Genomic DNA, 18,099 nt, shown 5'->3' with positions numbered 1-18,099 from the left:
ACCAGAGAAATCCAAATGGCCCTGATCAGCCTCAAATCCCTCGGCGTCACCATGAGTGCGCCACTCTTCGCAAACCTCGACCTCACCATCGGCGCCGGCGACCGGCTCGGCATCGTTGCCGCCAACGGCCGCGGCAAGTCGACCTTGCTCAAATGCCTGACCGGCGAGATGGAGCCAACCTCGGGCGACATCACCCGCACGCGCGGCCTGCGGGTCGGCCATGTCGAGCAGTCGGTTACCCCTGCCTTTCTCAGCCGCAGCTTCCAACAGGTGGTGGCCGATGCCATGCCGGCGGAGCAGGCCGAGAGCGAGATGTGGCGCGTCGACGTCGTTCTCGACTCGCTCGACGTGCCCGAAGCGATGCGCGAGCGGGAAATGCGGGCGCTGAGCGGCGGCTGGCAAAGGCTGGCGCTGATCGCCCGCGTCTGGGTCACCGATCCCGACGTGCTGCTGCTCGACGAGCCGACCAATCATCTCGACCTTGCCCGCATCAGCCAGCTGGAAAGCTGGCTGAACACGCTGCCGCGCGAAGTGCCCGTGGTCATTGCCAGCCACGATCGCGCCTTCCTCGACGCCGCCACCAACCGGACGCTGTTCCTGCGCCCGGAACAATCGCCGGTGTTTGCGCTGCCCTATTCGCCGGCGAGGCAGGCCCTGGACGAGGTCGACGCCTCGACGGCGCGCAAGTTCGAGCGCGACATGAAGGTCGCCCAGCAGCTGCGAAAGCAGGCCGCCAAGCTCAACAACATCGGCATCAATTCCGGCAGCGACCTTTTGACGGTGAAGACCAAGCAGCTCAGGGAACGGGCGGAGAAGCTCGAAGAGGCGGCGGTATCGGCGCATCGCGAAAAATCGGCCGGAGCGATCCGGCTCGCCAATCGCGGCACCCACGCCAAGGTGCTGATCACGCTCGACGACGCCACGGTGGAAACGCCCGACGGCACGCTGCTGTTTCGAACCGGCAAGCGCCATATCTGCCAGGGCGACCGCATCGTTCTGCTCGGCCGCAACGGCGTCGGCAAGTCGCGCTTCGTCAGCCTGATCCGCAACGCCATCGTCGAGCCCGACACGGTCGCGAATGTGAAGGTGACGCCGTCGACGGTGCTCGGCTACAGCGACCAGGCGCTGTCGGGCATCAGCGGCGACGACACGCCGCTGGCGATGGTGTCGCGCCGCTACGATGTCGGCGAGCAGCGCGCCCGCTCGCTGCTCGCCGGCGCCGGCGTGCTTATCGAGATGCAGGAGAAAAGGATCGGCGTGCTGTCCGGCGGCCAGAAGGCGCGGCTGATGATGCTGGCGCTCAGGCTCGCCAACCCCAACTTCTACTTGCTCGACGAGCCGACCAACCATCTCGACATCGATGGCCAGGAAGCGCTGGAGGAGGAATTGCTGAAGCACCAGGCAAGCTGCGTGCTCGCCTCGCACGACCGCTCCTTCATCCGCGCCATCGGCAACCGCTTCTGGCTGATCGAGAGGCGGAAGCTGACCGAGGTCGAGGACCCCGAGGACTTTTTCCGCGAGGTGGCTGAAGCGGGTGGTTGAGGGTTTGGCGGCAGGACGCAATGCCATGGGGTTCTGGCCTGTCTCAGACCGGCTGGAGCCTCGTATCATCACATGAGACGTTTCCTTGGATTCTGAGACGTAGCATGCGAAAGTATGTTCAGCGGATATGGTCGTCGCAGCTTTCAAAATGCTGAACATCAACCCTCCCGTTCATCCCGGAGAAATCCTTCGAGAGGAATACCTCGTCCCGCTTGGCCTGAAGCCTTACACGCTGGCCAAAAAGCTGCATGTGCCGCGCACACGCATCGAGCGCCTGGCAAGCGAGGCGACGCCGGTAACGCCCGATACCGCGCTACGCCTTGCCAGGTTTTTCGGGACCACGCCGCAGTTCTGGATGAAACATGCAGGCGAGCTATGACCTTGACGTAGAGGGAGAGGCCAAGAAAGCCGATCTTGACGCGATCGAACGCTTGGACACAGCTGCCTGACTACCGCGCTGGAACAGCCGGTCTCAACTTGCTCGAAAAAAGATCTAGCGCTCTGTCGGATCGCCTGAACCTGCGGCGTCCTTGGGATGCCGACACGATGATGCCGGCTTCATCCGAGGAGAAAGCATCATGTCCATTCTGTCATCCCTGGGTCGCGTTGCCTCCCGTTACGCACAGAACCGCGCCCGCCACCGCAGCGAGCGCGAATTGTTGTCCCTGCCGATCGAACTGCGCAAGGACATCGGCTGGCCGGAAATCGTCATCGACGCGCAAAGCGGCCCACGGATCCGCAGGACGCTTTGACAATGCGGTCGGAAAATATCGATGCGGGCCGCCACGCGGCGACCAATGCTCAATCATGCGTGTCGCCCGAAAGCGGCGTCGCCTGCATCGACGCACGCTTTTCGAAAACGTCGAACCAGCGCGTCAGCCGTGCCCGCGCGCGAAACGACGGAAGCTGGCGAAACGCCATCCAGGACAGCGTGGTGGCGAGCGCTATATGTCCGATATGGAGCGGCGCTTCGTCGTCCAGCGTGCTTTCGATCCAGTCGTAGCTCGCCTCGATCTTGTCCCGATATCCCTGCGCAAGAGCATCATAGCGCAGCGGCTCGGGTCTCCTTTCCGTCTCCCAGCGCAGGGCGATGCCTGTCTGTGCCAGCCCCTGGGCGACCGACTGCAGCCGCAACGCCTGCCAGCGCGCCTCGCCGTCTTGCGGCAAAAGCTTGCGGCCGTCATGCAGCGTGTCGAGATAGGCGCAGATGACATCGGAATCGAAGATCGCCGATGCGCCGGACCGCAGCAGCACCGGCACTTTGCCGAGCGGATTTTCGGCGTAGACACGAGCGTTGCGCAAGGTCGGACTGGTCTCGTGATGAATGACCTCGAGCCGATCGGCGATGCCGGCCTCATGCGCGAAGACCAGCGCCTTGCGCGCGAAAGGTGAGTGGGTCTGGTAATAGAGGATCATGGTCGTCTCAGGGATTGAGAAGCGGCGCGTAATCCGTTCTAGCCCGCGAGCTGCGATAATTGCGCTCTGTTTGGGGGCCGCTGGCGCAAGTTCGTTTCACGCCTTCGGCTCAAACCGCCGTTTGCGCGGCCTGCCCGAAGCCGGCCCAAAAAAATTTGTGCCGCGCTGTAGGATTGCGGTCACCTCGTGCGTCCTGTGGTTCGCAAGGCTAAGCCGAACGCAAAGAGGAGCAAGACATGACTGACCAGACCCCCATTCAGCCCAGGGCAGAAGTGCTCGGCGGATTGACCCCCTACCTGCAGGTGGACGGCGCCTTCAAGGCCGCCGATTTCTACGAGAAGGCCTTTGGCGCCAAGCAGGTCTTTGCCTACCCGGCCGACGAGCAGGGCCGCACCATGCACATCCATCTCCACGTCAACGGCTCGACGCTGATGCTTTGCGACGCCTATCCCGAGCACGGCCATCCGCACAAGGCGGCGCAAGGCTACACGCTGCAGCTCCATCTCGGCGATGGCGACATCGACAACTGGTGGCAGCGCGCGGTCGACGCCGGCTGCGAAGTGGTCACGCCGCTGCAGGTGATGTTCTGGGGCGACCGCTGGGGCCAGCTGAATGATCCGTTCGGCGTCGCCTGGGCGATGAACGCACCGGTTAAGTAGCGAGCAGGCGTCGCCCGTCAGGGCTGACGCGCTCACCGCGCCGGGTCGTATCCCCGCCGACCCGGCGCTCATCTTTTCAGCCAAGGAGAACCCTATGTCCTATGTCGATGGTTTCGTGCTTGCCGTGCCAAAGGCCAAACTCGATGACTACAAGAAGCTGGCCAACCTCGCAGGCCCCATTTGGATGGAACACGGCGCTCTGGCCTATGTCGAATGCATCGGCGACGACGTGCCCTATGGCGAGCTGACCTCGTTTCCGCGTGCCGTTCAGGCAAAGGACGACGAGATCGTCGTCTTCGCCTGGGCGGTCTATGAATCCAGGCAACGCCGCGACGCGGTGATGGCCAAGGTGATGGCCGACCCGCGTTTGACACCCGATTTGGGTCCCATGCCGTTCGATATGAAACGCATGATCTTCGGCGGCTTCCAGCCTTTCATCGAGCTGTAGACCGATCATCCAGACCGACCGACCGCTGCCGCGTGACGACGCCACGGCGGGACCCGAAGCAGTCTTCATTTCTCGAGGCAGGACCGACTTATGCGCAAGCTGATCGTATTCAACAGCATCTCTCTCGACGGCTATTTTACCGACAGGCACGGCGCCATGGACTGGGCGCACAGCCAGGATCCGGAATGGAACGCTTTCGTCGCCGACAATGCCAAGGGCGGTGGCATGCTGGTGCTGGGCCGCGTTACCTACGAGCTGATGATCCAGTTCTGGCCGACGCCGATGGCGGCCCAAATCGCACCGGTGGTGGCCGAACGCATGAACGCCATGCCGAAGGTCGTGTTCTCCCGCACGCTCGACACGGCGAGTTGGAACAACACCGAGTTGGTCAAAAGCGGCCCGGCCGCGAAGCTTCGGGAACTGAAGCAGCAACCGGGCAACCACCTGACAATCCTGGGAAGCGGCAATCTCGTCGCTCAATTGGCCGAGGAGAATTTGATCGACGAATACCAGTTCGTCATCGTGCCGATCATGCTTGGCGCCGGCAGGACGATGTTCGAAGGCATCGGCAATCGGCTCAACGTGAAGCTGGCCCGGTCACAAGCCTTCGGCAACGGCAACGTCTTCCTGCGCTACGAGCAGAAGTCGCAGGCCGGCTAATGCATGTTGTCCAAAGAGATCAGGACAACGATTTCAACCAGACATCGTCCTGATTAATAGCGGCACATCTGCCGGGCTCTTCAGTCCAGTTTGTCGAGCAGCGGCTTCAGCCGGTCGCCATAGCGCTTCCACAGGTCGACCGAGCCCTGATACATCGGCTGGCGCACCTGCGCGGCGGAAGCCGTGCGCACCGGCCGGTCGGTCTCGTGGAACGACAGCACGGCATCGTCCCAAGGCAGGCCGAGATAGTCGATCAGCGCCCGGCTCTGCCCTTCCTGATCTGCGACGAAATCCTCGTAGCGCACATCATGCACGACGCCGGGCAGCACCTTGTGCCAGTGCGCCATGATATCGGTGTAGAGATTGTGGAAGTCGGCGAGCTCGCCGAGGTCGTAGCCATAGCGGTGGGTATCGCCGCGGAAATGCACCTTGTAGATCGACAGGCAGGTTGCTGCCGCATCGCGGGCGCAGTGGATGATCCTGGCCTTCGGCATCATCATGTGGATGAAGCCGACAAGCAGGAAGTTGCCCGGCATCTTGTCGGTGACGTGGCGCATATGCGGATAGCGGGCATGCAGCATGTCGAGATAGGCCTGGCCTGCCTCGGTGAAATCCGCATCGTCCGTATCCGATACGCCCCAGGGGAAGCCGCCCGGCATGGTCGCCGGGAACTGCCTGCCGACCGCGTTCTTCAGGATGCTGAGCTCGCCCGCGCCATAGACCTTGGGATGGCTGGCGATGATCTGCTCGACCAGCGTCGTGCCCGAACGCGGCATGCCGACCACGAAGATCGGCGCGTCGTCGGTGATCGGGCTCGGCCTGTGCCTTTCGAAGAAGGCGGCATCGAACACCGTCTTCATCGCCGCGAATTCCTCGCGCGTCCTGACGGGATCATAGTTGATCCCCTTGCGGCGAATGGCATTGCCTTCGGCGAAATAGTCGAAGGCCTTCCCATAATCCTTCAGATCGTCATTGGCCTTGCCGAGGCCGAAGGACAGCTGCATGCGCGCCAGGCTGTTCTGCGGCGCCTTGGCATGCTGGGCTTCCATGCCTGCCAGTTCGGCGTCGCGCGCCTTCTGGCGCTTGACCTGCGTCAGCATCAGCCAGGCGGTCGCCATGCCTGGGTTGATCGCCAGCGCCTGCCGGAACAGGTCGGCCGCCTCGTCGAGCTTGCCCTTTTCCATCAGCCCAACGCCCAGCCCGTGCAGCAGGTCGGCATCCTTCGGGCGGATGGTCAGCGCCTCGCGGAAGATAGCCAGCGCCTCGTCCAGCCGCCCGGCCTCCTGCAGGGTTTCGGCAAGCCCGATGCGGGCGCGCACATGAAAGGGATTGCGCGTGACGGTGCCGCGATAGATCTCTTCGGCCTCCTCGAAGCGGCCGAGCTGCTTCAGCGACGAGCCGAGATTGTCGCGCGCGGCGAGCTGCTCCGGCCGCAGATCCACCGCGCCGCGGAAGAAGTCGACTGCCGCGGCGACGCGGCCGAGGTCGCGCATCACCGTACCGAAATTGTTGAGGAAGTCGGCATTCGTCGGCTGCAGGCTCACCGAGCGTTCGATGAGGTCCAGTCCTTCTTCGCTGCGCCCGGTCTGGTGCAGCAGCAGTCCCAGGAAATGCGCCGCCGCCGCGTGTTTGGGCTGGCGGGTCAGCACTTGCCGGTAGATGGACTCAGCCTCTTGCCGGCGCCCGGCCTGGTGCAGCTGCAGGGCCTGCTGCACATACTGGTCGAGGCCCAGTGGCGGCTGTCCGCCCGCGCCAGACCTGACTCCCGCACCCGCCGCTCGTCTCTGATCTCTGTTAATGGGAAACCTGCCGTGTTTGTCCGCCTGCCGCGATCTAGGCCATTGGCGCGGCAGGTTCAAGTCTCGGCGTGGTTCCGCGCCCTTTCCATCGACGCCAAGGATCAGATCAAGCGGTTGGTCTCCGCGACCTGCCTCGCCCGCCTCACCGTGCCATCGGTATCGGAGATCGTTCGCCTTGCCGCCTCGTCGCTTCTGATGGTCAGCCGCGCCGACTTGACGATCATCGGCTGGCCGTTGGGGCCAACGGCAATGGCGTGAATGGCGATTGGCTTGATGACCGGATTGACCGCGACGGTCTTACCTCTTGAGCCTCTTGTGGACACCATGCTTTTTCCTCCTTCTAGGATAAATAAAAATATGGGCGCGGAGGAAATACCCCAGCGCGTTCTCAAGATTTTTTTGGAAATATGCGCAACCCATAGCAGAAATATCTAAACGTATATAGCGATCTATTTTTCAGTCAGAGCGGGATTGATTTTTTAAACACCTTGAACATGGAGCTCAATCGATCTATATAAAGAAAATCGTTTTGGCCAGAATTGGCATCTCGCGGCGTCAGAGGTTCTCGACCCGCCAATATCATTCCAAATCGTCGATACCAGACGCACGGCACATTGGCCCTGCGACGATTTTTTCAATCCGCGAAAGACAGATATGAACACCGGAATCGTGAAATTCTACAATGGCCAGAAGGGTTTTGGCTTCATTCAGCCGGCCGATGGCGGCAAGGACGTATTCGTCCATGTCAGCGCGCTGGAGCGCGCCGGCTTTCCCGGCCTCGCCGAAGGCCAGAAGCTGCAGTTCGACCTGGAGCGTGACGGCAAGGGACGCGAGTCCGCCGCCAATCTGCAACTGATCTGATCCGGCCGAATTCGATGAACGCTGACCACGGATGTACTGGCAGCTCTCGAAAGCGGCTTATTTCCAGCGATTGCCGGAAATAGAAAAGCGGGGCTCGTCCCCGCTTTTTTGCGTTCAGGCCGCTGTCTTACGTGACGCCCAAGGCGTGAACCAACCAAGGCGAGGACAATGCCGGACCGCACCACCCATTCCATCGTCCATTTCGCGGCATCCTTCATGCTCGGAGGCCTGGAAGGACCGTTGCCGCCCGGCGACTACGACATTGACCATGATGAAGAGTTGATCGAGGGCATGTCACGCGTCGCCTGGCGCCGCGTCGCTACCTTCATCCACCTTCCCGCAAGAGCGGTGAAGAACCCCGCGATCAGCCAGCTTGTCGCCATAGACCACCTCGAACTCGAAACCGCGCTGAAGCGCGACCGGGAGAATGCAGCATGATCCGTTTCCAGCAGAATGCGCGTCCGCGCACCGACACACCCTCGCACCTTTTCGCCATCGGCCAGACGGTGCGCATGAAGAGCCGCACCGGCCTCGTCCAGAAGACGGCGGAACTGTTCCAGATCAAGAGCAGGCTGCCGGTCAAGGACGGCTCGCCGCAATACCGTATCCGCAGCGAGCAGGAGACCCACGAGCGGGTCACCACGGAAGACAATCTGGAGCCGGCCGACAATCCGGTTGTCGCCAACAATCCGGCCTGACACCCCAGCAACGCCAGACAGAACCATACGAGGAGCAAACAAGATGTCCAAGGGTCAACAGCGAAGCAATCGCGAAGCGCGCAAGCCGAAGAAGGACAAGGTGGTAGTCAAGCCCGCCTCGCCGTTCGGTTCGTCGGTCAAGCAGGCCGAGAGCGGCCTGAAGCCGAAGTCCAAGGGCTGACGGCTCTGGGGGCGCCTCGCGCGCCCCTCCCTGCTTTGGGCAGGCGATGAACTGACAACAGCCCCATGCCAAGTCCTGCCACGGAGGCGTGCTTGAACTTCGTCATCGAGTTCTACCGGTCACGCGACGCCGAGGAGGCAACGCTCGACAAGGTGTCGCTGGAAGCACCGACCCTACGCGCCGCCCTTCAGGGAGCCGCCGCGCTCTTCCACACGCTCGCAATGCCGCAGATCCCCGACCGTGTGCGCATCTCGGACGAAGACGGCAGCGAGCTCTATGCCGGGCCGGCCGATGGAGCCTATCCGGCCTAGGCAACCCCCGCGCAAGCGCCTCACGAGGGGAGAAGAAAATACCTCAGCACGGGCCATCGCCGACGATGCGATAGTCCGCGGCGCGGGCTTCGCAGGCATTGGGAAAGCTGCGCATCTCGCCATGCCGGCGGGCGCAGACGGGCGCGTATTCGCGGGTGCAGAACGTCTGCTCTTCATCGCCACCGCCACCGCCACCGCCACCGCCACCGCCGTCACCGCGGCAGGGGCCGTCGCGCACGATGCGGTAGCCGGCACGGTCGGCAAGGCAGGCATTGGCGAAGGTCTGGCGGTCGCCGCCGCGCCGGGCGCAGACGGGCTCGTATTGCCTGGTGCAGAATTCCGGTTCGGGGCGCGGCGGGCGCGGGCGCGGACCCGGCCCGTCATCGACGACCACGGTGCAGGCGGCCAGAAGCGCCGACAGGAACAGGACGGCAAACCCTTGCCGCGAAAAAACCGACGCCAGGAATTTCATGCTGATTTCTCCCTCGATCCCATCCCCGATCGCGATCCTCGCCATTCCCGTGTCAAATGCAACCCGCTGTCGGATGCACTGCCTTCGCCCGGAAGCCACGGTTGCAGCCATGGCCGGGCGTCCGCTGGCAACACTGGCCTATGCGCGCCCACATCCGTGGGTCAATGACCGGCCCGGCAACGAAGCCTATCTGCGGCCCGTCGACGCTCAGATCGGTCGATTCTTGCGTCGGGATGCGCCCAGTGTGGCGGCCCGCGGCGCTATCTTGCAACCTTCACGTTTCCGTGCGATAAATTCCGTGTTCGGGCATTTGCGACCCGGAGAGCGGAACGTTTTGGACGACCTTTCCCCGATACTGTGAATCTCTGACGGCCCCGTTTTTCGGCGGGGGGTTTGACCATGCGCCAATGCATGACTGCCGAAAGCAACCACCGGGAACTGCCCTCGACGCCAGGTGGCGGGCAGGACCACCAAAGACTGAACGGGTGAAGGAGTTTCCCCAATGGCCCAGACCGGCACCGTTAAATTCTTCAACGCGACCAAAGGCTTCGGTTTCATCACGCCCGACGGCGGCGCCAAGGACGTGTTCGTCCACATTTCCGCGATCGAGGCATCGGGCCTGCGCACGCTCGTCGACGGCCAGAAGGTCACCTTCGACGTCGAGCCGGACCGCATGGGCAAAGGCCCGAAGGCGGTCAACCTCCGCGCCGCCTGAGCCATCGGCGCCGCGCGTCCCTGACGGCGGGCGAACGAGGGTTCCAAGCTCGCCCAGCCTGTGGGCACGCAGACAGATTTTGAAAAGGCGCGGCGATTTTCGTCGCGCCTTTTTCATGCCCGCGGCGCAGCATGAATGCATGCCGCCCGGAAGTGGATACGGCTCCGGATCAATGACATGCATCATAACAAGGGTTTAAGGCGCTTTAAGTGCCCGCAAAACTTTCTCTTGCCGATGACGCTAAAATAAAGGACAAATTTCCTCTCGGGCATTTGCCGGCCCGAGACTGGAGTTTATGGGATCAAAGGAGCTTCCCATGCCGCAGACCGGCACCGTCAAATTCTTCAACCATGCCAAAGGCTTCGGCTTCATCACGCCGGACGATGGCGCGAAGGATGTCTTCGTCCATATTTCGGCCGTGCAGGCGTCGGGTCTTCCCGGTCTCGAAGATGGGCAGAAAGTAACATTCGACACCGAGCCGGACAAGCGCGGCAAGGGGCCCAAGGCCGTCAACCTGTCCGTCGGCTGAGCCGGCTTCAGACTGTCGGCTCCGGCGGGGCAGCCCAGCTCGATCAGAGCCAGGTTCTTGGCGCCCCTCTTAGCCAACAGGTCGAAATCCGTTCAGCCTCCGTTCAGCCACGGTCGCATATTAGTCTTGGGTAAAGCCGGACCGCATCCCCTGCAAAACTGCACGGCCCGGTACGAAGGAGACCCAGATGAACAGAATTTTCAAGACAGCCGTGCTGTCCGCCGCCATGGCGGCCACCATGCTCGTGGCCCTGCCCACCGCTAATGCCGATGAATGGCGTCATCACCGCCACCACGGCAATGGCGACGCCATTGCCGCCGGCGTGCTCGGCCTCGCCGCCGGCGCCCTGATCGGTGGCGCGCTGGCCAATGACCGGCCACCGCCTGACGCCAACCGCTACTACGATGACGGTTACTACAATGACGGCTACTACGATCGCGACGTGCGGGTCCGCCCGGCGCCGGTCCGCCGCTACTATGTGGAGCCGCGTGTGGTCTATGCCGATCGTTATGCAGAACCGTGGACGCGTGACTGGTACGAATACTGCTCGGACCGCTACCGCTCCTTCAACTCCCGCACCGGCACCTTCACCGGCAATGACGGCGAGCAGCATTTCTGCACGGCGAACTGAGTGCATGTCGCCCAAAAGTGCGCAGCGGTTTTGGGATAACGACTTGCACCAAACAGAATGCCGAAGCGCGAAAGCGCTAAGGGCTTCCCTGCCCCAGAACAAAGAGCGCTGACCGCAAAGCCAGCGCTTTTTGAGTTCTACGATTTTGAATTCAGGGCGCTCTGACGTGGGATCTGCCAGGTCTGCAAAGTCCGTGCCGCCCCTCATCCGCCTGCCGGCACCTTCTCCCCGTATAGTGACGGGGAGAATGGAACCGACCGCGATGCTCGCGCCCTTCTGCAACGCTGGAGCTTGGTGAAATCCTCAGTGAAGGCGTCTTTCTCCCCGTCCTAGACGGGGAGAAATGTCCGGCAGGACAATGAGGGGCAGCGCCGGCTTTCGAAATCAAACCAGATCAAGTTGGTTTGCGTCTGAATTCCTAAACTCTGGATTTCTAAACAAGAAACGGGTTGGTCCGCCGTTCCTCGCCAAAACGGCCGCCGGGGCCGTGGCCGCAGATGAAGCCGATATCGTCGCCGAGCGGCAAGAGCTTGTCCTTGATCGAGGCGATGAGCGTCGCATGGTCGCCGCCCGGCAGGTCGGTGCGGCCGACCGAGCCACGGAACAGCACGTCCCCGACATGGGCAAACTTGGCCGCGCGGTTGTAATAGACGACGTGGCCGGGCGCGTGGCCGGGGCAATGCAGCACCTCGAACACATGGCCGCCGAACGACACGGTCTCACCTTCGGTCAGGAACCGGTCGGGCACGCAGTTGCGTGCGCCTTCGATGCCGTACCGCCTGCCCTGGTTTTCCAGATTGTCGAGCAAAGGCTTGTCGGCCGCATGCGGGCCGATGATGTCGATCCCCAGCGCCTCCTTCAGTTCCATGGCGCCGCCAGCATGGTCGATATGGCCGTGCGTGATCCAGATCGCCTCGGCCGTGATCGCATTGTCCTTCAGCACCGCCAGCACCTTGTCGATGTCGCCGCCCGGATCGACGACGACGCCATGCTTGTCGTCCATGTCGAACAGGATGGTGCAGTTCTGCTGAAACGGTGTGACCGGCACGATGCCGGCATTGAGCTGACCCATGATCGTCCTTTCGATGTTCAGGGGTGATGTAGAGGCGCCAGTGAAAGGCGTCCACCCCTCGAAAGACGAACAGACAGTCGCCCCAGAAACGGAAATGGGCGGCCGAAGCCGCCCATTTGAACGAACCTGAGACCGTCAGGCTTACTTCTTCATGGCGCCCATGACCGCGCCGATAATGCCGGTCAGGATCGCGCCGCCGCCGGCGCCGCCGACGATGTTGTTGAGGTTGAGCGCACTGCCGAGACCGCTCGTCGCTGCAGCGGCCGCCGCCGGATCGACCGCGCCGCCGCCAAGCAGGCTGCCGAGGATCGCCGCGCCGCCGACGCCGCCAATGGCGCCACCCAGGATTTTGGGAAGCTGGCCCATCGCCGCGTTCTTGAGCGCAACACCGACCGCCTGACCACCGATGATACCCGTAATCACCTGTATAATGATCGGAAGAAGCGTGTTCATGTCCATATGATTAGTCCCTCCATAGCTGCCAGCCTCCCGGGCCGACACCATCATGAGACGCCGAATTGGATGAAAGTCAAATGCAGAAACGCTGAAATAAAAGGGGCGGCTCGAAAACCGCCCCTGCTTGCGCGAAAAGCTGTGACTATCGTTATTCTGCGGCGATCGCATGCTTCGGCTGAACGGCCACAGAATAGTCATTCATAAGGTTCTTGGCGATTTCGCCGACTTCGAATCGGTAAGGGCCGATCTCCGACACCGGCGTTACTTCCGCCGCCGTTCCGGTCAGGAAGCATTGCTCGAAGCCTTCGAGTTCTTCCGGCAGGATGGCGCGTTCGATCACGTCCAGGCCACGATCCCTGGCCAGCCCGATGACCGTGCGGCGGGTGATGCCGTCGAGGAAGCAATCGGGCTTGGGCGTATGGATCTTGCCGTCCTTGACGAAGAAGATGTTGGCGCCGGTCGCTTCGGCGACCTGGCCGCGCCAGTCGAGCATCATGGCGTCGGCATAGCCTTTTGCTTCGGCGGCATGCTTGGACATGGTGCAGATCATGTAGAGGCCGGCGGCCTTCGACTTTGACGGCGCCGTGCGCGGGTCGGGCCGGCGCCATTCCGCGACATCGAGGCGGATGCCCTTCAGCTTCTGCGCCGGATCGAAATAGCTCGGCCACTGCCAGATGGCGATGGCGACGTTGATGCGGTTGTTCTGCGCCGAAACGCCCATCTGCTCGCTGCCGCGCCAGGCGATCGGCCGCACATACGCATCCTGGAAACCCTGCTTCTTCAGCAGCGTGGTCGAGGCATCGTTCAATTCGGCGACCGAATACGGAATCTTGAAGCCGAGCAGGCGCGCCGATTCATGCAGGCGCTCGGTGTGCTCGTTGAGCTTGAAGATCTCGCCGCCATAGGCGCGCTCGCCCTCGAAGACCGCGCTGGCGTAGTGCAGACCGTGCGTCAGAACATGGATCTTGGCCTCGCCCCACGGAATGAATTCGCCATTCATCCAGATGAAGCCGTCCAGTTGATCGAAGGGAACGGATGCCATGGTAACCTCCCGCGGGCCAAGGCCCGCATATCCTTGGTGTCGTTGCGTGTTCTTTTTGGCCGTGATTGGACGCGCCGGCCGATGTTGCGAAGCGTAAGCGGATAATCGCGCTCTGGCAAACTCAGGAAGTTCCGGAAAAACCGGCCTCCCTTGCCTTTTCGTTCGCAATCCGCCCAAAAGCTTGTCAAAAATTACCATTGCAGGGAAATTACGTCAATAGTACTGACATAATCTCCCGTTCCCATGGAGAAATGATGACGGATCGAAGCCCAGCCGCCGGAAAACCGATCAGGACCGCGATGTCAGTCGAGGACGGCATAGACTTCGCCATCATCGAGCTGTTCTTCTTTGCCTATCGCGACTTCACCTCCGATCCCGATCAGATCCTGGCCGATTATGGCTTCGGCCGCGCCCACCACAGGGTGCTGCATTTCGTCAACCGCCGGCCGGGCCTGACGGTCGCCGAACTGCTCGACGTGCTGAAGATCACCAAGCAGAGCCTGGCGCGCGTGCTCAAGCAGCTGATCGACACCGACCATGTCGTCCAATTGCAAGGTCCGCGCGACCGCCGCCAGCGCGAACTCTATCCCACTGCCAAGGGCCGGGCGCTGGCGCTCGCCCTGGCGCGGCCACAGTCACGCCGCATCCGTGCTGCATTGGAAGATTCCGGCGCCACCGAACGGACCTTGGTGGAACGCTTCCTCGAAGCGATGGTCAATCCGGAACTGAGAGCTCAGATCGACGTTGGGTCCGCAAAAATGTCAGGAAAAAGCCATGGAGAGCACTGAGAGGGTCGATCAGGCGGCCGCACCGGACGACGACGCGCCGCATCTGCTTGTGGTCGACGACGACACCCGCATCCGCAATCTTCTCAAGCAGTATCTGACCGAAAACGGCTTTCGCGTCACCGTCGCCGGCAATGCCGGCGAGGCGAGGCGCAAGCTCGCCGGCCTCGACTTCGACCTGCTGGTGCTCGATGTCATGATGCCCGGCGAAAGCGGCGTCGATCTCACCAAATCGCTGCGCGCCGAAAAGAACGTGCCGATCCTGATGCTGACCGCACTGTCGGAAACCGACAGCCGCATCTCAGGACTCGAGGCCGGCGCCGACGACTACCTGCCAAAACCCTTCGACCCGCGCGAGCTGATCCTGCGCATCAACAACATCCTGCGCCGCGGCGGCCCGGCGACGACGCCAAAGGTCGAGCAGCTGGTCTTCGGCCCCTACACGTTCCAGATTGCCAGGCGCGAACTGAAGCGCGGCGGCGAGGCGCTGAAGCTGACCGACCGCGAGCAGGAGATCCTGGCGATCTTTGCCGCGCGGGCCGGCGAGACCATCCCGCGCCACGAACTGGTCGGCGACGATTCGGAGGTCGGCGAGCGCACCATCGACGTGCAGATCAACCGCCTGCGCCGCAAGATCGAGCGCGATCCGTCCAACCCGGTCTGGCTGCAGACCGTGCGCGGTATTGGGTATCGGCTCAGCGTGGAATAGAATACCGGCCGCGGCCCTAGAGCATGACCCCGAAAAGCGGCACCCGGTTTTCGGAGAAGGTCATGTTTCAAAGAGTCTAGGGCAGCCGACGGATGAAAAGAGCCAATGGCGACGACGGAACTGGAAGGGCCGGGACCTGACGGCTTGAGCGCACGCGCCACGCGAATGCTCAAGGCGGTGCCGCGCATCTGGAACCGGTTCTGGCGTCTCGTTTCACTTTACATGCCCAAGCGCCTTTATGCGCGCTCGCTGATCATCGTCATCGCGCCGATGATCCTGCTGCAATCGGTGGTCGCCTTCGTCTTCATGGAGCGCCATTGGGCAACGGTGACGCAACGCCTGTCGCAGGCCACCGTGCGCGACATCGCCGCCATCATCGACCTGATCGAGACCTACCCGCACGACGCCGACTACGCCAACATCATCCGCATCGCCCAGGACCGCATGCAGCTGAAGGTCGACCTCTTGCCGCCGGATCCTTTGCCGCCACCCGGTCCAAAACCGTTCTTCTCGATCCTCGACGATGTTCTCTCGTCCGAGATCACCCGCCAGATCAACCGGCCGTTCTGGATCGACACGGTCGGCAATTCCAACATCGTCGAGGTGCGCATCCAGCTCGAGAACAAGGTGCTGCGAGTCTTCGTGAGGCGCAGCCAGGCCTATGCCTCCAACACCCACATCTTCCTGATCTGGATGGTCGGCACGTCGCTGGTGCTGCTGATGATCGCCATCCCCTTCCTGCGCAACCAGATCCGGCCGATCCTGACGCTTGCCGAGGCCGCAGAAAGCTTCGGCAAGGGCCGGCCGATGCCGCGCGATTTTCGCCCGCGCGGCGCCGAGGAGGTTCGCCGCGCCGGCTTTGCCTTCATCCAGATGCGCGAGCGCATCGAGCGCCAGATCGACCAGCGGACCGCCATGCTGACCGGCGTCAGCCATGATCTCCGAACCATCCTCACCCGCTTCAAGCTGCAGCTGGCGCTGGCCGGCGGCAAGACCGAGACCAAGGCGGCGCTCAACCAGGACATCGACGACATGCAGTCGATGCTGGAAGGCTATCTCGCCTTTGCCCGCGGCGAAGCCTCGGAGGACCCGGGACGTTTCGATCTCGAAGCCTATTTCCAGAAGCTCGGCGACGAAGCGGCCTTGCGCAAATGCAAGCTGTCGACGACGCTTGCCGGCGATCCCACCGTGCATGTCAGGCCGAACGCCTTCGCCCGGCTGCTGTCCAACGTCATCGGCAACGCCTTCCGCTATGCCAAAACGGTGGAGGTCAGCGCCAATCACGGCCGTGGCTCGCTCGTGGTCATCGTCGACGACAACGGTCCGGGCATTCCGGCCGACAGGCGCGAGGACGTGTTCAAGCCCTTCGTGCGGCTCGACGAAGCGCGCAACCTCGACGCCAGCGGCACCGGGCTCGGCCTGTCGATCGCCCGCGACATCGCCCGCAGCCATGGCGGCGACATCACCCTCGACGACAGCCCGCTCGGCGGCCTGCGCGCGGTGATCAAGGTTCCGGCCTAGGCAGACCAAATACCAGGCTTCATCCGCGCGTCATGAAATCATGATCAAGAGCGCGCATGAAACGCGCGACATCAGTTGATTCGGCCTTGCCGCCCCACTTCGATCCCGTGCCCGCCCGGGTGCGCTGGAGCGAAGCGCGGGCAGCCGGCTGGTCGCCGTTCCGGCATCGTTTCAAGGCAACCGTCAACCTTTCCAGCAAAGGGCCGCCATGCGCATATTGATGGTCACCGACGCCTGGCGCCCGCAAGTCAATGGCGTCGTCCACACGCTGGAGCGGCTCACCGAAACGCTGAAATCCTTCGACGTCGCGGTGGATTTCCTGACACCCAACATCTTTCGCACGCTGCCCCTGCCAACCTACCCCGATATCAGGCTGGCGCTGACCACGCCAGGCCATGTCGCGAGGCTGATCGATGGCTACAAGGCAGATCACGTGCACATCGTCACCGAAGGGCCGCTGGGCATCATGGCGCGGCGTTATTGCCGCAATGCCGGCCGGCCGTTCACCACCAGCTATCACACGCGCTTCCCCGAATATCTCAGCGCCCGCCTGCCGGTGCCGGAAAGCTGGGCCTATCGCTGGCTGCGCGATTTCCACAATTCCGGCCAGGGCACGCTGGTCGCCACCCAGTCGCTCGCCGACGACCTTTCGGCGCGCGGCTTCAACAAGCTGAGGCCTTGGACGCGCGGCGTCGACACCGATCATTTCCGCCCGGACAAGAGGAAGGACCTTGGCTTCCCCGGCCCGGTCTTCCTTTGCGTCGGCCGCGTCGCCATCGAGAAGAACCTTTCCGCCTTCCTCGACCTCGATTTGCCCGGCAGCAAGGTGATCGTCGGCGAAGGCCCTGAGCTTGCCAAGCTCAGGGCAAAATATCCCAAGGCGCATTTCCTCGGTCACCGCCCCAATGACGAACTGGCCGAGATCTACGCCTCGGCCGATGTCTTCGTCTTCCCCAGCTGCACCGACACCTTCGGCAACGTCATCATCGAGGCGCTGGCCAGCGGCACGCCGGTCGCCGCCTATCCGGTGACCGGGCCGATCGACATTGTCGGCGATGGTTTTGGCGGTGCGGTTTCGAATGATTTGCGCGAGGCCGCGCTCGCCGCCCTCGAGGTCGACCGCGCGCAGGCACGAGAACGCGCTATGCGCTACAGCTGGAAAGCCTGCGCGGAAATGTTCCTCGACACGGTCGAGGAAGCGCTCGGCAGGACGCGCAAGCTGGCGGCCTAAAACAGTCTGCCGCCGTCCGGCACCTTGCGCTCGATGGCGCCGAGCACGACGGCGCCCTCCTCGTCGGGAAAACCGAGCGTCAGCACTTCCGACATGAAAGGGCCGATCTGGCGTGGCGGAAAATTGACCACGGCGAACACCTGCCGGCCGACCAGCGTCTGCGGCGTATAATATTTGGTGATCTGCGCCGACGACTTCTTGATGCCGATGTCGGGTCCGAAATCGATCTTCAGCTTGAAGGCAGGCTTGCGTGCCTGTGGAAACGGTTCGACCTCGACGATCGTGCCGGCGCGGATGTCGACACGATCGAAATCGGCAAAACTGATCTCGGGCTTGCGCTCGCTGCTCGAACTCATTTCGA

At 62.7% G+C, this 18,099-nt stretch carries 26 protein-coding genes; 18 read left to right on the top strand and 8 right to left on the bottom strand.

Annotated elements, in window-relative coordinates; all coding sequences use genetic code 11:
- The first annotated feature begins 15 nt into the window (after positions 1-15).
- The 3 genes from AC1DPX_RS24460 (at position 16) to AC1DPX_RS24450 (ending at position 2,294) form a co-directional block, all read left to right on the top strand.
- A complete protein-coding gene (locus tag AC1DPX_RS24460; protein ID WP_477239924.1) occupies positions 16-1,542 on the top strand; it encodes an ABC-F family ATP-binding cassette domain-containing protein in 1,527 nt (508 codons plus the stop codon).
- A 148-nt stretch (positions 1,543-1,690) separates the two neighbouring features.
- Positions 1,691-1,921 (top strand): HigA family addiction module antitoxin, encoded by a 231-nt coding sequence (locus AC1DPX_RS24455; RefSeq protein WP_477239923.1) that lies wholly within the window; start codon positions 1,691-1,693, stop codon positions 1,919-1,921.
- A gap of 199 nt (positions 1,922-2,120) precedes the next feature.
- Positions 2,121-2,294, top strand: coding sequence for a hypothetical protein (locus AC1DPX_RS24450; RefSeq protein WP_202358251.1), 174 nt, complete (start codon positions 2,121-2,123; stop codon positions 2,292-2,294).
- A gap of 49 nt (positions 2,295-2,343) precedes the next feature.
- Here AC1DPX_RS24450 and AC1DPX_RS24445 read toward each other — a convergent pair whose 3' ends face one another.
- Positions 2,344-2,958, bottom strand: coding sequence for a glutathione S-transferase family protein (locus tag AC1DPX_RS24445; protein ID WP_202358250.1), 615 nt, complete (start codon positions 2,956-2,958; stop codon positions 2,344-2,346).
- Positions 2,959-3,194: 236 nt separating this feature from the next.
- Here AC1DPX_RS24445 and AC1DPX_RS24440 point away from each other — a divergent pair, with 236 nt between their 5' ends.
- The 3 genes from AC1DPX_RS24440 (at position 3,195) to AC1DPX_RS24430 (ending at position 4,725) form a co-directional block, all read left to right on the top strand.
- The gene (locus AC1DPX_RS24440) at positions 3,195-3,617 is read left to right on the top strand and encodes a VOC family protein (protein ID WP_477239922.1); all 423 of its coding nucleotides are present in this window, start codon (positions 3,195-3,197) and stop codon (positions 3,615-3,617) included.
- Between the two features lie 94 nt (positions 3,618-3,711).
- Complete coding sequence (locus AC1DPX_RS24435; protein WP_202358248.1) at positions 3,712-4,065, top strand: DUF1428 domain-containing protein; 354 nt, start codon at positions 3,712-3,714, stop codon at positions 4,063-4,065.
- Positions 4,066-4,155: 90 nt separating this feature from the next.
- Positions 4,156-4,725 carry a dihydrofolate reductase family protein gene (locus AC1DPX_RS24430; RefSeq protein ID WP_202358247.1) on the top strand — a complete coding sequence of 190 codons (570 nt, stop codon included), beginning with the start codon at positions 4,156-4,158 and terminating at the stop codon, positions 4,723-4,725.
- Between the two features lie 80 nt (positions 4,726-4,805).
- Here AC1DPX_RS24430 and AC1DPX_RS24425 read toward each other — a convergent pair whose 3' ends face one another.
- Together AC1DPX_RS24425 and AC1DPX_RS24420 are read right to left on the bottom strand one after the other, a co-directional pair.
- The gene (locus tag AC1DPX_RS24425) at positions 4,806-6,440 is read right to left on the bottom strand and encodes a tetratricopeptide repeat-containing sulfotransferase family protein (protein WP_477239921.1); all 1,635 of its coding nucleotides are present in this window, start codon (positions 6,438-6,440) and stop codon (positions 4,806-4,808) included.
- A gap of 185 nt (positions 6,441-6,625) precedes the next feature.
- Complete coding sequence (locus AC1DPX_RS24420; RefSeq protein WP_202358245.1) at positions 6,626-6,850, bottom strand: hypothetical protein; 225 nt, start codon at positions 6,848-6,850, stop codon at positions 6,626-6,628.
- Positions 6,851-7,178: 328 nt separating this feature from the next.
- Here AC1DPX_RS24420 and AC1DPX_RS24415 point away from each other — a divergent pair, with 328 nt between their 5' ends.
- From AC1DPX_RS24415 to AC1DPX_RS24395, 5 genes are all read left to right on the top strand, one after another.
- Positions 7,179-7,385 carry a cold-shock protein gene (locus AC1DPX_RS24415; RefSeq protein ID WP_202358244.1) on the top strand — a complete coding sequence of 69 codons (207 nt, stop codon included), beginning with the start codon at positions 7,179-7,181 and terminating at the stop codon, positions 7,383-7,385.
- Between the two features lie 168 nt (positions 7,386-7,553).
- Complete coding sequence (locus tag AC1DPX_RS24410; protein WP_477239920.1) at positions 7,554-7,823, top strand: hypothetical protein; 270 nt, start codon at positions 7,554-7,556, stop codon at positions 7,821-7,823.
- On the top strand, positions 7,820-8,083 hold the full coding sequence (locus AC1DPX_RS24405) for a hypothetical protein (protein ID WP_202358242.1): 264 nt from the start codon (positions 7,820-7,822) through the stop codon (positions 8,081-8,083). The genes AC1DPX_RS24410 and AC1DPX_RS24405 overlap by 4 nt, the downstream gene beginning before the upstream one ends.
- A 43-nt stretch (positions 8,084-8,126) precedes the next feature.
- A complete protein-coding gene (locus AC1DPX_RS24400) occupies positions 8,127-8,264 on the top strand; it encodes a hypothetical protein (RefSeq protein WP_477239919.1) in 138 nt (45 codons plus the stop codon).
- Between the two features lie 92 nt (positions 8,265-8,356).
- Entirely contained in the window at positions 8,357-8,575 is a 219-nt protein-coding gene (locus AC1DPX_RS24395; RefSeq protein WP_202358241.1) for a hypothetical protein, read from the top strand.
- A gap of 43 nt (positions 8,576-8,618) precedes the next feature.
- Here AC1DPX_RS24395 and AC1DPX_RS24390 read toward each other — a convergent pair whose 3' ends face one another.
- On the bottom strand, positions 8,619-9,047 hold the full coding sequence (locus AC1DPX_RS24390; RefSeq protein WP_202358240.1) for a Kazal-type serine protease inhibitor family protein: 429 nt from the start codon (positions 9,045-9,047) through the stop codon (positions 8,619-8,621).
- Between the two features lie 502 nt (positions 9,048-9,549).
- Here AC1DPX_RS24390 and AC1DPX_RS24385 point away from each other — a divergent pair.
- The 3 genes from AC1DPX_RS24385 (at position 9,550) to AC1DPX_RS24375 (ending at position 10,922) form a co-directional block, all read left to right on the top strand.
- Positions 9,550-9,762, top strand: a complete 213-nt coding sequence (locus AC1DPX_RS24385) for a cold-shock protein (RefSeq protein ID WP_006202520.1) — start codon at positions 9,550-9,552, stop codon at positions 9,760-9,762.
- Positions 9,763-10,078: 316 nt separating this feature from the next.
- Positions 10,079-10,291, top strand: coding sequence for a cold-shock protein (locus AC1DPX_RS24380; RefSeq protein ID WP_008877668.1), 213 nt, complete (start codon positions 10,079-10,081; stop codon positions 10,289-10,291).
- Between the two features lie 187 nt (positions 10,292-10,478).
- On the top strand, positions 10,479-10,922 hold the full coding sequence (locus AC1DPX_RS24375) for a BA14K family protein (RefSeq protein WP_202358239.1): 444 nt from the start codon (positions 10,479-10,481) through the stop codon (positions 10,920-10,922).
- 433 nt (positions 10,923-11,355) lie between these two features.
- On the opposite strand, the gene AC1DPX_RS24370 is transcribed toward AC1DPX_RS24375, so the two are convergent.
- The 3 genes from AC1DPX_RS24370 to AC1DPX_RS24360 form a co-directional block, all read right to left on the bottom strand.
- On the bottom strand, positions 11,356-11,994 hold the full coding sequence (locus AC1DPX_RS24370) for an MBL fold metallo-hydrolase (protein ID WP_202358238.1): 639 nt from the start codon (positions 11,992-11,994) through the stop codon (positions 11,356-11,358).
- Positions 11,995-12,135: 141 nt separating this feature from the next.
- The gene (locus AC1DPX_RS24365) at positions 12,136-12,453 is read right to left on the bottom strand and encodes a hypothetical protein (RefSeq protein WP_477240097.1); all 318 of its coding nucleotides are present in this window, start codon (positions 12,451-12,453) and stop codon (positions 12,136-12,138) included.
- Between the two features lie 145 nt (positions 12,454-12,598).
- Positions 12,599-13,492, bottom strand: coding sequence for a branched-chain amino acid aminotransferase (locus AC1DPX_RS24360; protein WP_477239918.1), 894 nt, complete (start codon positions 13,490-13,492; stop codon positions 12,599-12,601).
- A gap of 254 nt (positions 13,493-13,746) precedes the next feature.
- On the opposite strand from AC1DPX_RS24360, the gene AC1DPX_RS24355 reads away from it, so the two are divergent.
- From AC1DPX_RS24355 to AC1DPX_RS24340, 4 genes are all read left to right on the top strand, one after another.
- Positions 13,747-14,280: a MarR family winged helix-turn-helix transcriptional regulator gene (locus tag AC1DPX_RS24355; protein WP_202358236.1), complete on the top strand. Its 534-nt coding sequence runs from the start codon at positions 13,747-13,749 to the stop codon at positions 14,278-14,280.
- Positions 14,267-14,986 (top strand): response regulator, encoded by a 720-nt coding sequence (locus AC1DPX_RS24350; protein WP_115142172.1) that lies wholly within the window; start codon positions 14,267-14,269, stop codon positions 14,984-14,986. Before AC1DPX_RS24355 ends, AC1DPX_RS24350 begins: the two co-directional genes overlap by 14 nt.
- 105 nt (positions 14,987-15,091) lie before the next feature.
- The gene (locus AC1DPX_RS24345; RefSeq protein WP_477239917.1) at positions 15,092-16,507 is read left to right on the top strand and encodes an ATP-binding protein; all 1,416 of its coding nucleotides are present in this window, start codon (positions 15,092-15,094) and stop codon (positions 16,505-16,507) included.
- Positions 16,508-16,715: 208 nt separating this feature from the next.
- On the top strand, positions 16,716-17,738 hold the full coding sequence (locus AC1DPX_RS24340; RefSeq protein ID WP_477239916.1) for a glycosyltransferase family 4 protein: 1,023 nt from the start codon (positions 16,716-16,718) through the stop codon (positions 17,736-17,738).
- Here AC1DPX_RS24340 and AC1DPX_RS24335 read toward each other — a convergent pair.
- On the bottom strand, positions 17,735-18,094 hold the full coding sequence (locus AC1DPX_RS24335; RefSeq protein ID WP_202358233.1) for a tRNA-binding protein: 360 nt from the start codon (positions 18,092-18,094) through the stop codon (positions 17,735-17,737). The genes AC1DPX_RS24340 and AC1DPX_RS24335 overlap by 4 nt on opposite strands.
- Between the last annotated feature and the right edge of the window lie 5 nt (positions 18,095-18,099).

This window comes from Mesorhizobium sp. 01N446 (assembly GCF_056399285.1).
This window is presented reverse-complemented; position numbering and strand designations above follow the sequence as displayed.

Coding starts and splice junctions, on each gene's coding strand:
- AC1DPX_RS24400 (WP_477239919.1), top strand. CDS start 8,127: ATGTCCAAGGGTCAACAGCGAAGCAATCGCGAAGCGCGCAAGCCGAAG.
- AC1DPX_RS24450 (WP_202358251.1), top strand. CDS start 2,121: ATGTCCATTCTGTCATCCCTGGGTCGCGTTGCCTCCCGTTACGCACAG.
- AC1DPX_RS24410 (WP_477239920.1), top strand. CDS start 7,554: ATGCCGGACCGCACCACCCATTCCATCGTCCATTTCGCGGCATCCTTC.
- AC1DPX_RS24430 (WP_202358247.1), top strand. CDS start 4,156: ATGCGCAAGCTGATCGTATTCAACAGCATCTCTCTCGACGGCTATTTT.
- AC1DPX_RS24390 (WP_202358240.1), bottom strand. CDS start 9,047: ATGAAATTCCTGGCGTCGGTTTTTTCGCGGCAAGGGTTTGCCGTCCTG.
- AC1DPX_RS24350 (WP_115142172.1), top strand. CDS start 14,267: ATGGAGAGCACTGAGAGGGTCGATCAGGCGGCCGCACCGGACGACGAC.
- AC1DPX_RS24355 (WP_202358236.1), top strand. CDS start 13,747: ATGACGGATCGAAGCCCAGCCGCCGGAAAACCGATCAGGACCGCGATG.
- AC1DPX_RS24405 (WP_202358242.1), top strand. CDS start 7,820: ATGATCCGTTTCCAGCAGAATGCGCGTCCGCGCACCGACACACCCTCG.
- AC1DPX_RS24445 (WP_202358250.1), bottom strand. CDS start 2,958: ATGATCCTCTATTACCAGACCCACTCACCTTTCGCGCGCAAGGCGCTG.
- AC1DPX_RS24375 (WP_202358239.1), top strand. CDS start 10,479: ATGAACAGAATTTTCAAGACAGCCGTGCTGTCCGCCGCCATGGCGGCC.
- AC1DPX_RS24380 (WP_008877668.1), top strand. CDS start 10,079: ATGCCGCAGACCGGCACCGTCAAATTCTTCAACCATGCCAAAGGCTTC.
- AC1DPX_RS24440 (WP_477239922.1), top strand. CDS start 3,195: ATGACTGACCAGACCCCCATTCAGCCCAGGGCAGAAGTGCTCGGCGGA.
- AC1DPX_RS24435 (WP_202358248.1), top strand. CDS start 3,712: ATGTCCTATGTCGATGGTTTCGTGCTTGCCGTGCCAAAGGCCAAACTC.
- AC1DPX_RS24360 (WP_477239918.1), bottom strand. CDS start 13,492: ATGGCATCCGTTCCCTTCGATCAACTGGACGGCTTCATCTGGATGAAT.
- AC1DPX_RS24420 (WP_202358245.1), bottom strand. CDS start 6,850: ATGGTGTCCACAAGAGGCTCAAGAGGTAAGACCGTCGCGGTCAATCCG.
- AC1DPX_RS24340 (WP_477239916.1), top strand. CDS start 16,716: ATGCGCATATTGATGGTCACCGACGCCTGGCGCCCGCAAGTCAATGGC.
- AC1DPX_RS24335 (WP_202358233.1), bottom strand. CDS start 18,094: ATGAGTTCGAGCAGCGAGCGCAAGCCCGAGATCAGTTTTGCCGATTTC.
- AC1DPX_RS24385 (WP_006202520.1), top strand. CDS start 9,550: ATGGCCCAGACCGGCACCGTTAAATTCTTCAACGCGACCAAAGGCTTC.
- AC1DPX_RS24455 (WP_477239923.1), top strand. CDS start 1,691: ATGCTGAACATCAACCCTCCCGTTCATCCCGGAGAAATCCTTCGAGAG.
- AC1DPX_RS24460 (WP_477239924.1), top strand. CDS start 16: ATGGCCCTGATCAGCCTCAAATCCCTCGGCGTCACCATGAGTGCGCCA.
- AC1DPX_RS24365 (WP_477240097.1), bottom strand. CDS start 12,453: ATGGACATGAACACGCTTCTTCCGATCATTATACAGGTGATTACGGGT.
- AC1DPX_RS24370 (WP_202358238.1), bottom strand. CDS start 11,994: ATGGGTCAGCTCAATGCCGGCATCGTGCCGGTCACACCGTTTCAGCAG.
- AC1DPX_RS24415 (WP_202358244.1), top strand. CDS start 7,179: ATGAACACCGGAATCGTGAAATTCTACAATGGCCAGAAGGGTTTTGGC.
- AC1DPX_RS24345 (WP_477239917.1), top strand. CDS start 15,092: ATGGCGACGACGGAACTGGAAGGGCCGGGACCTGACGGCTTGAGCGCA.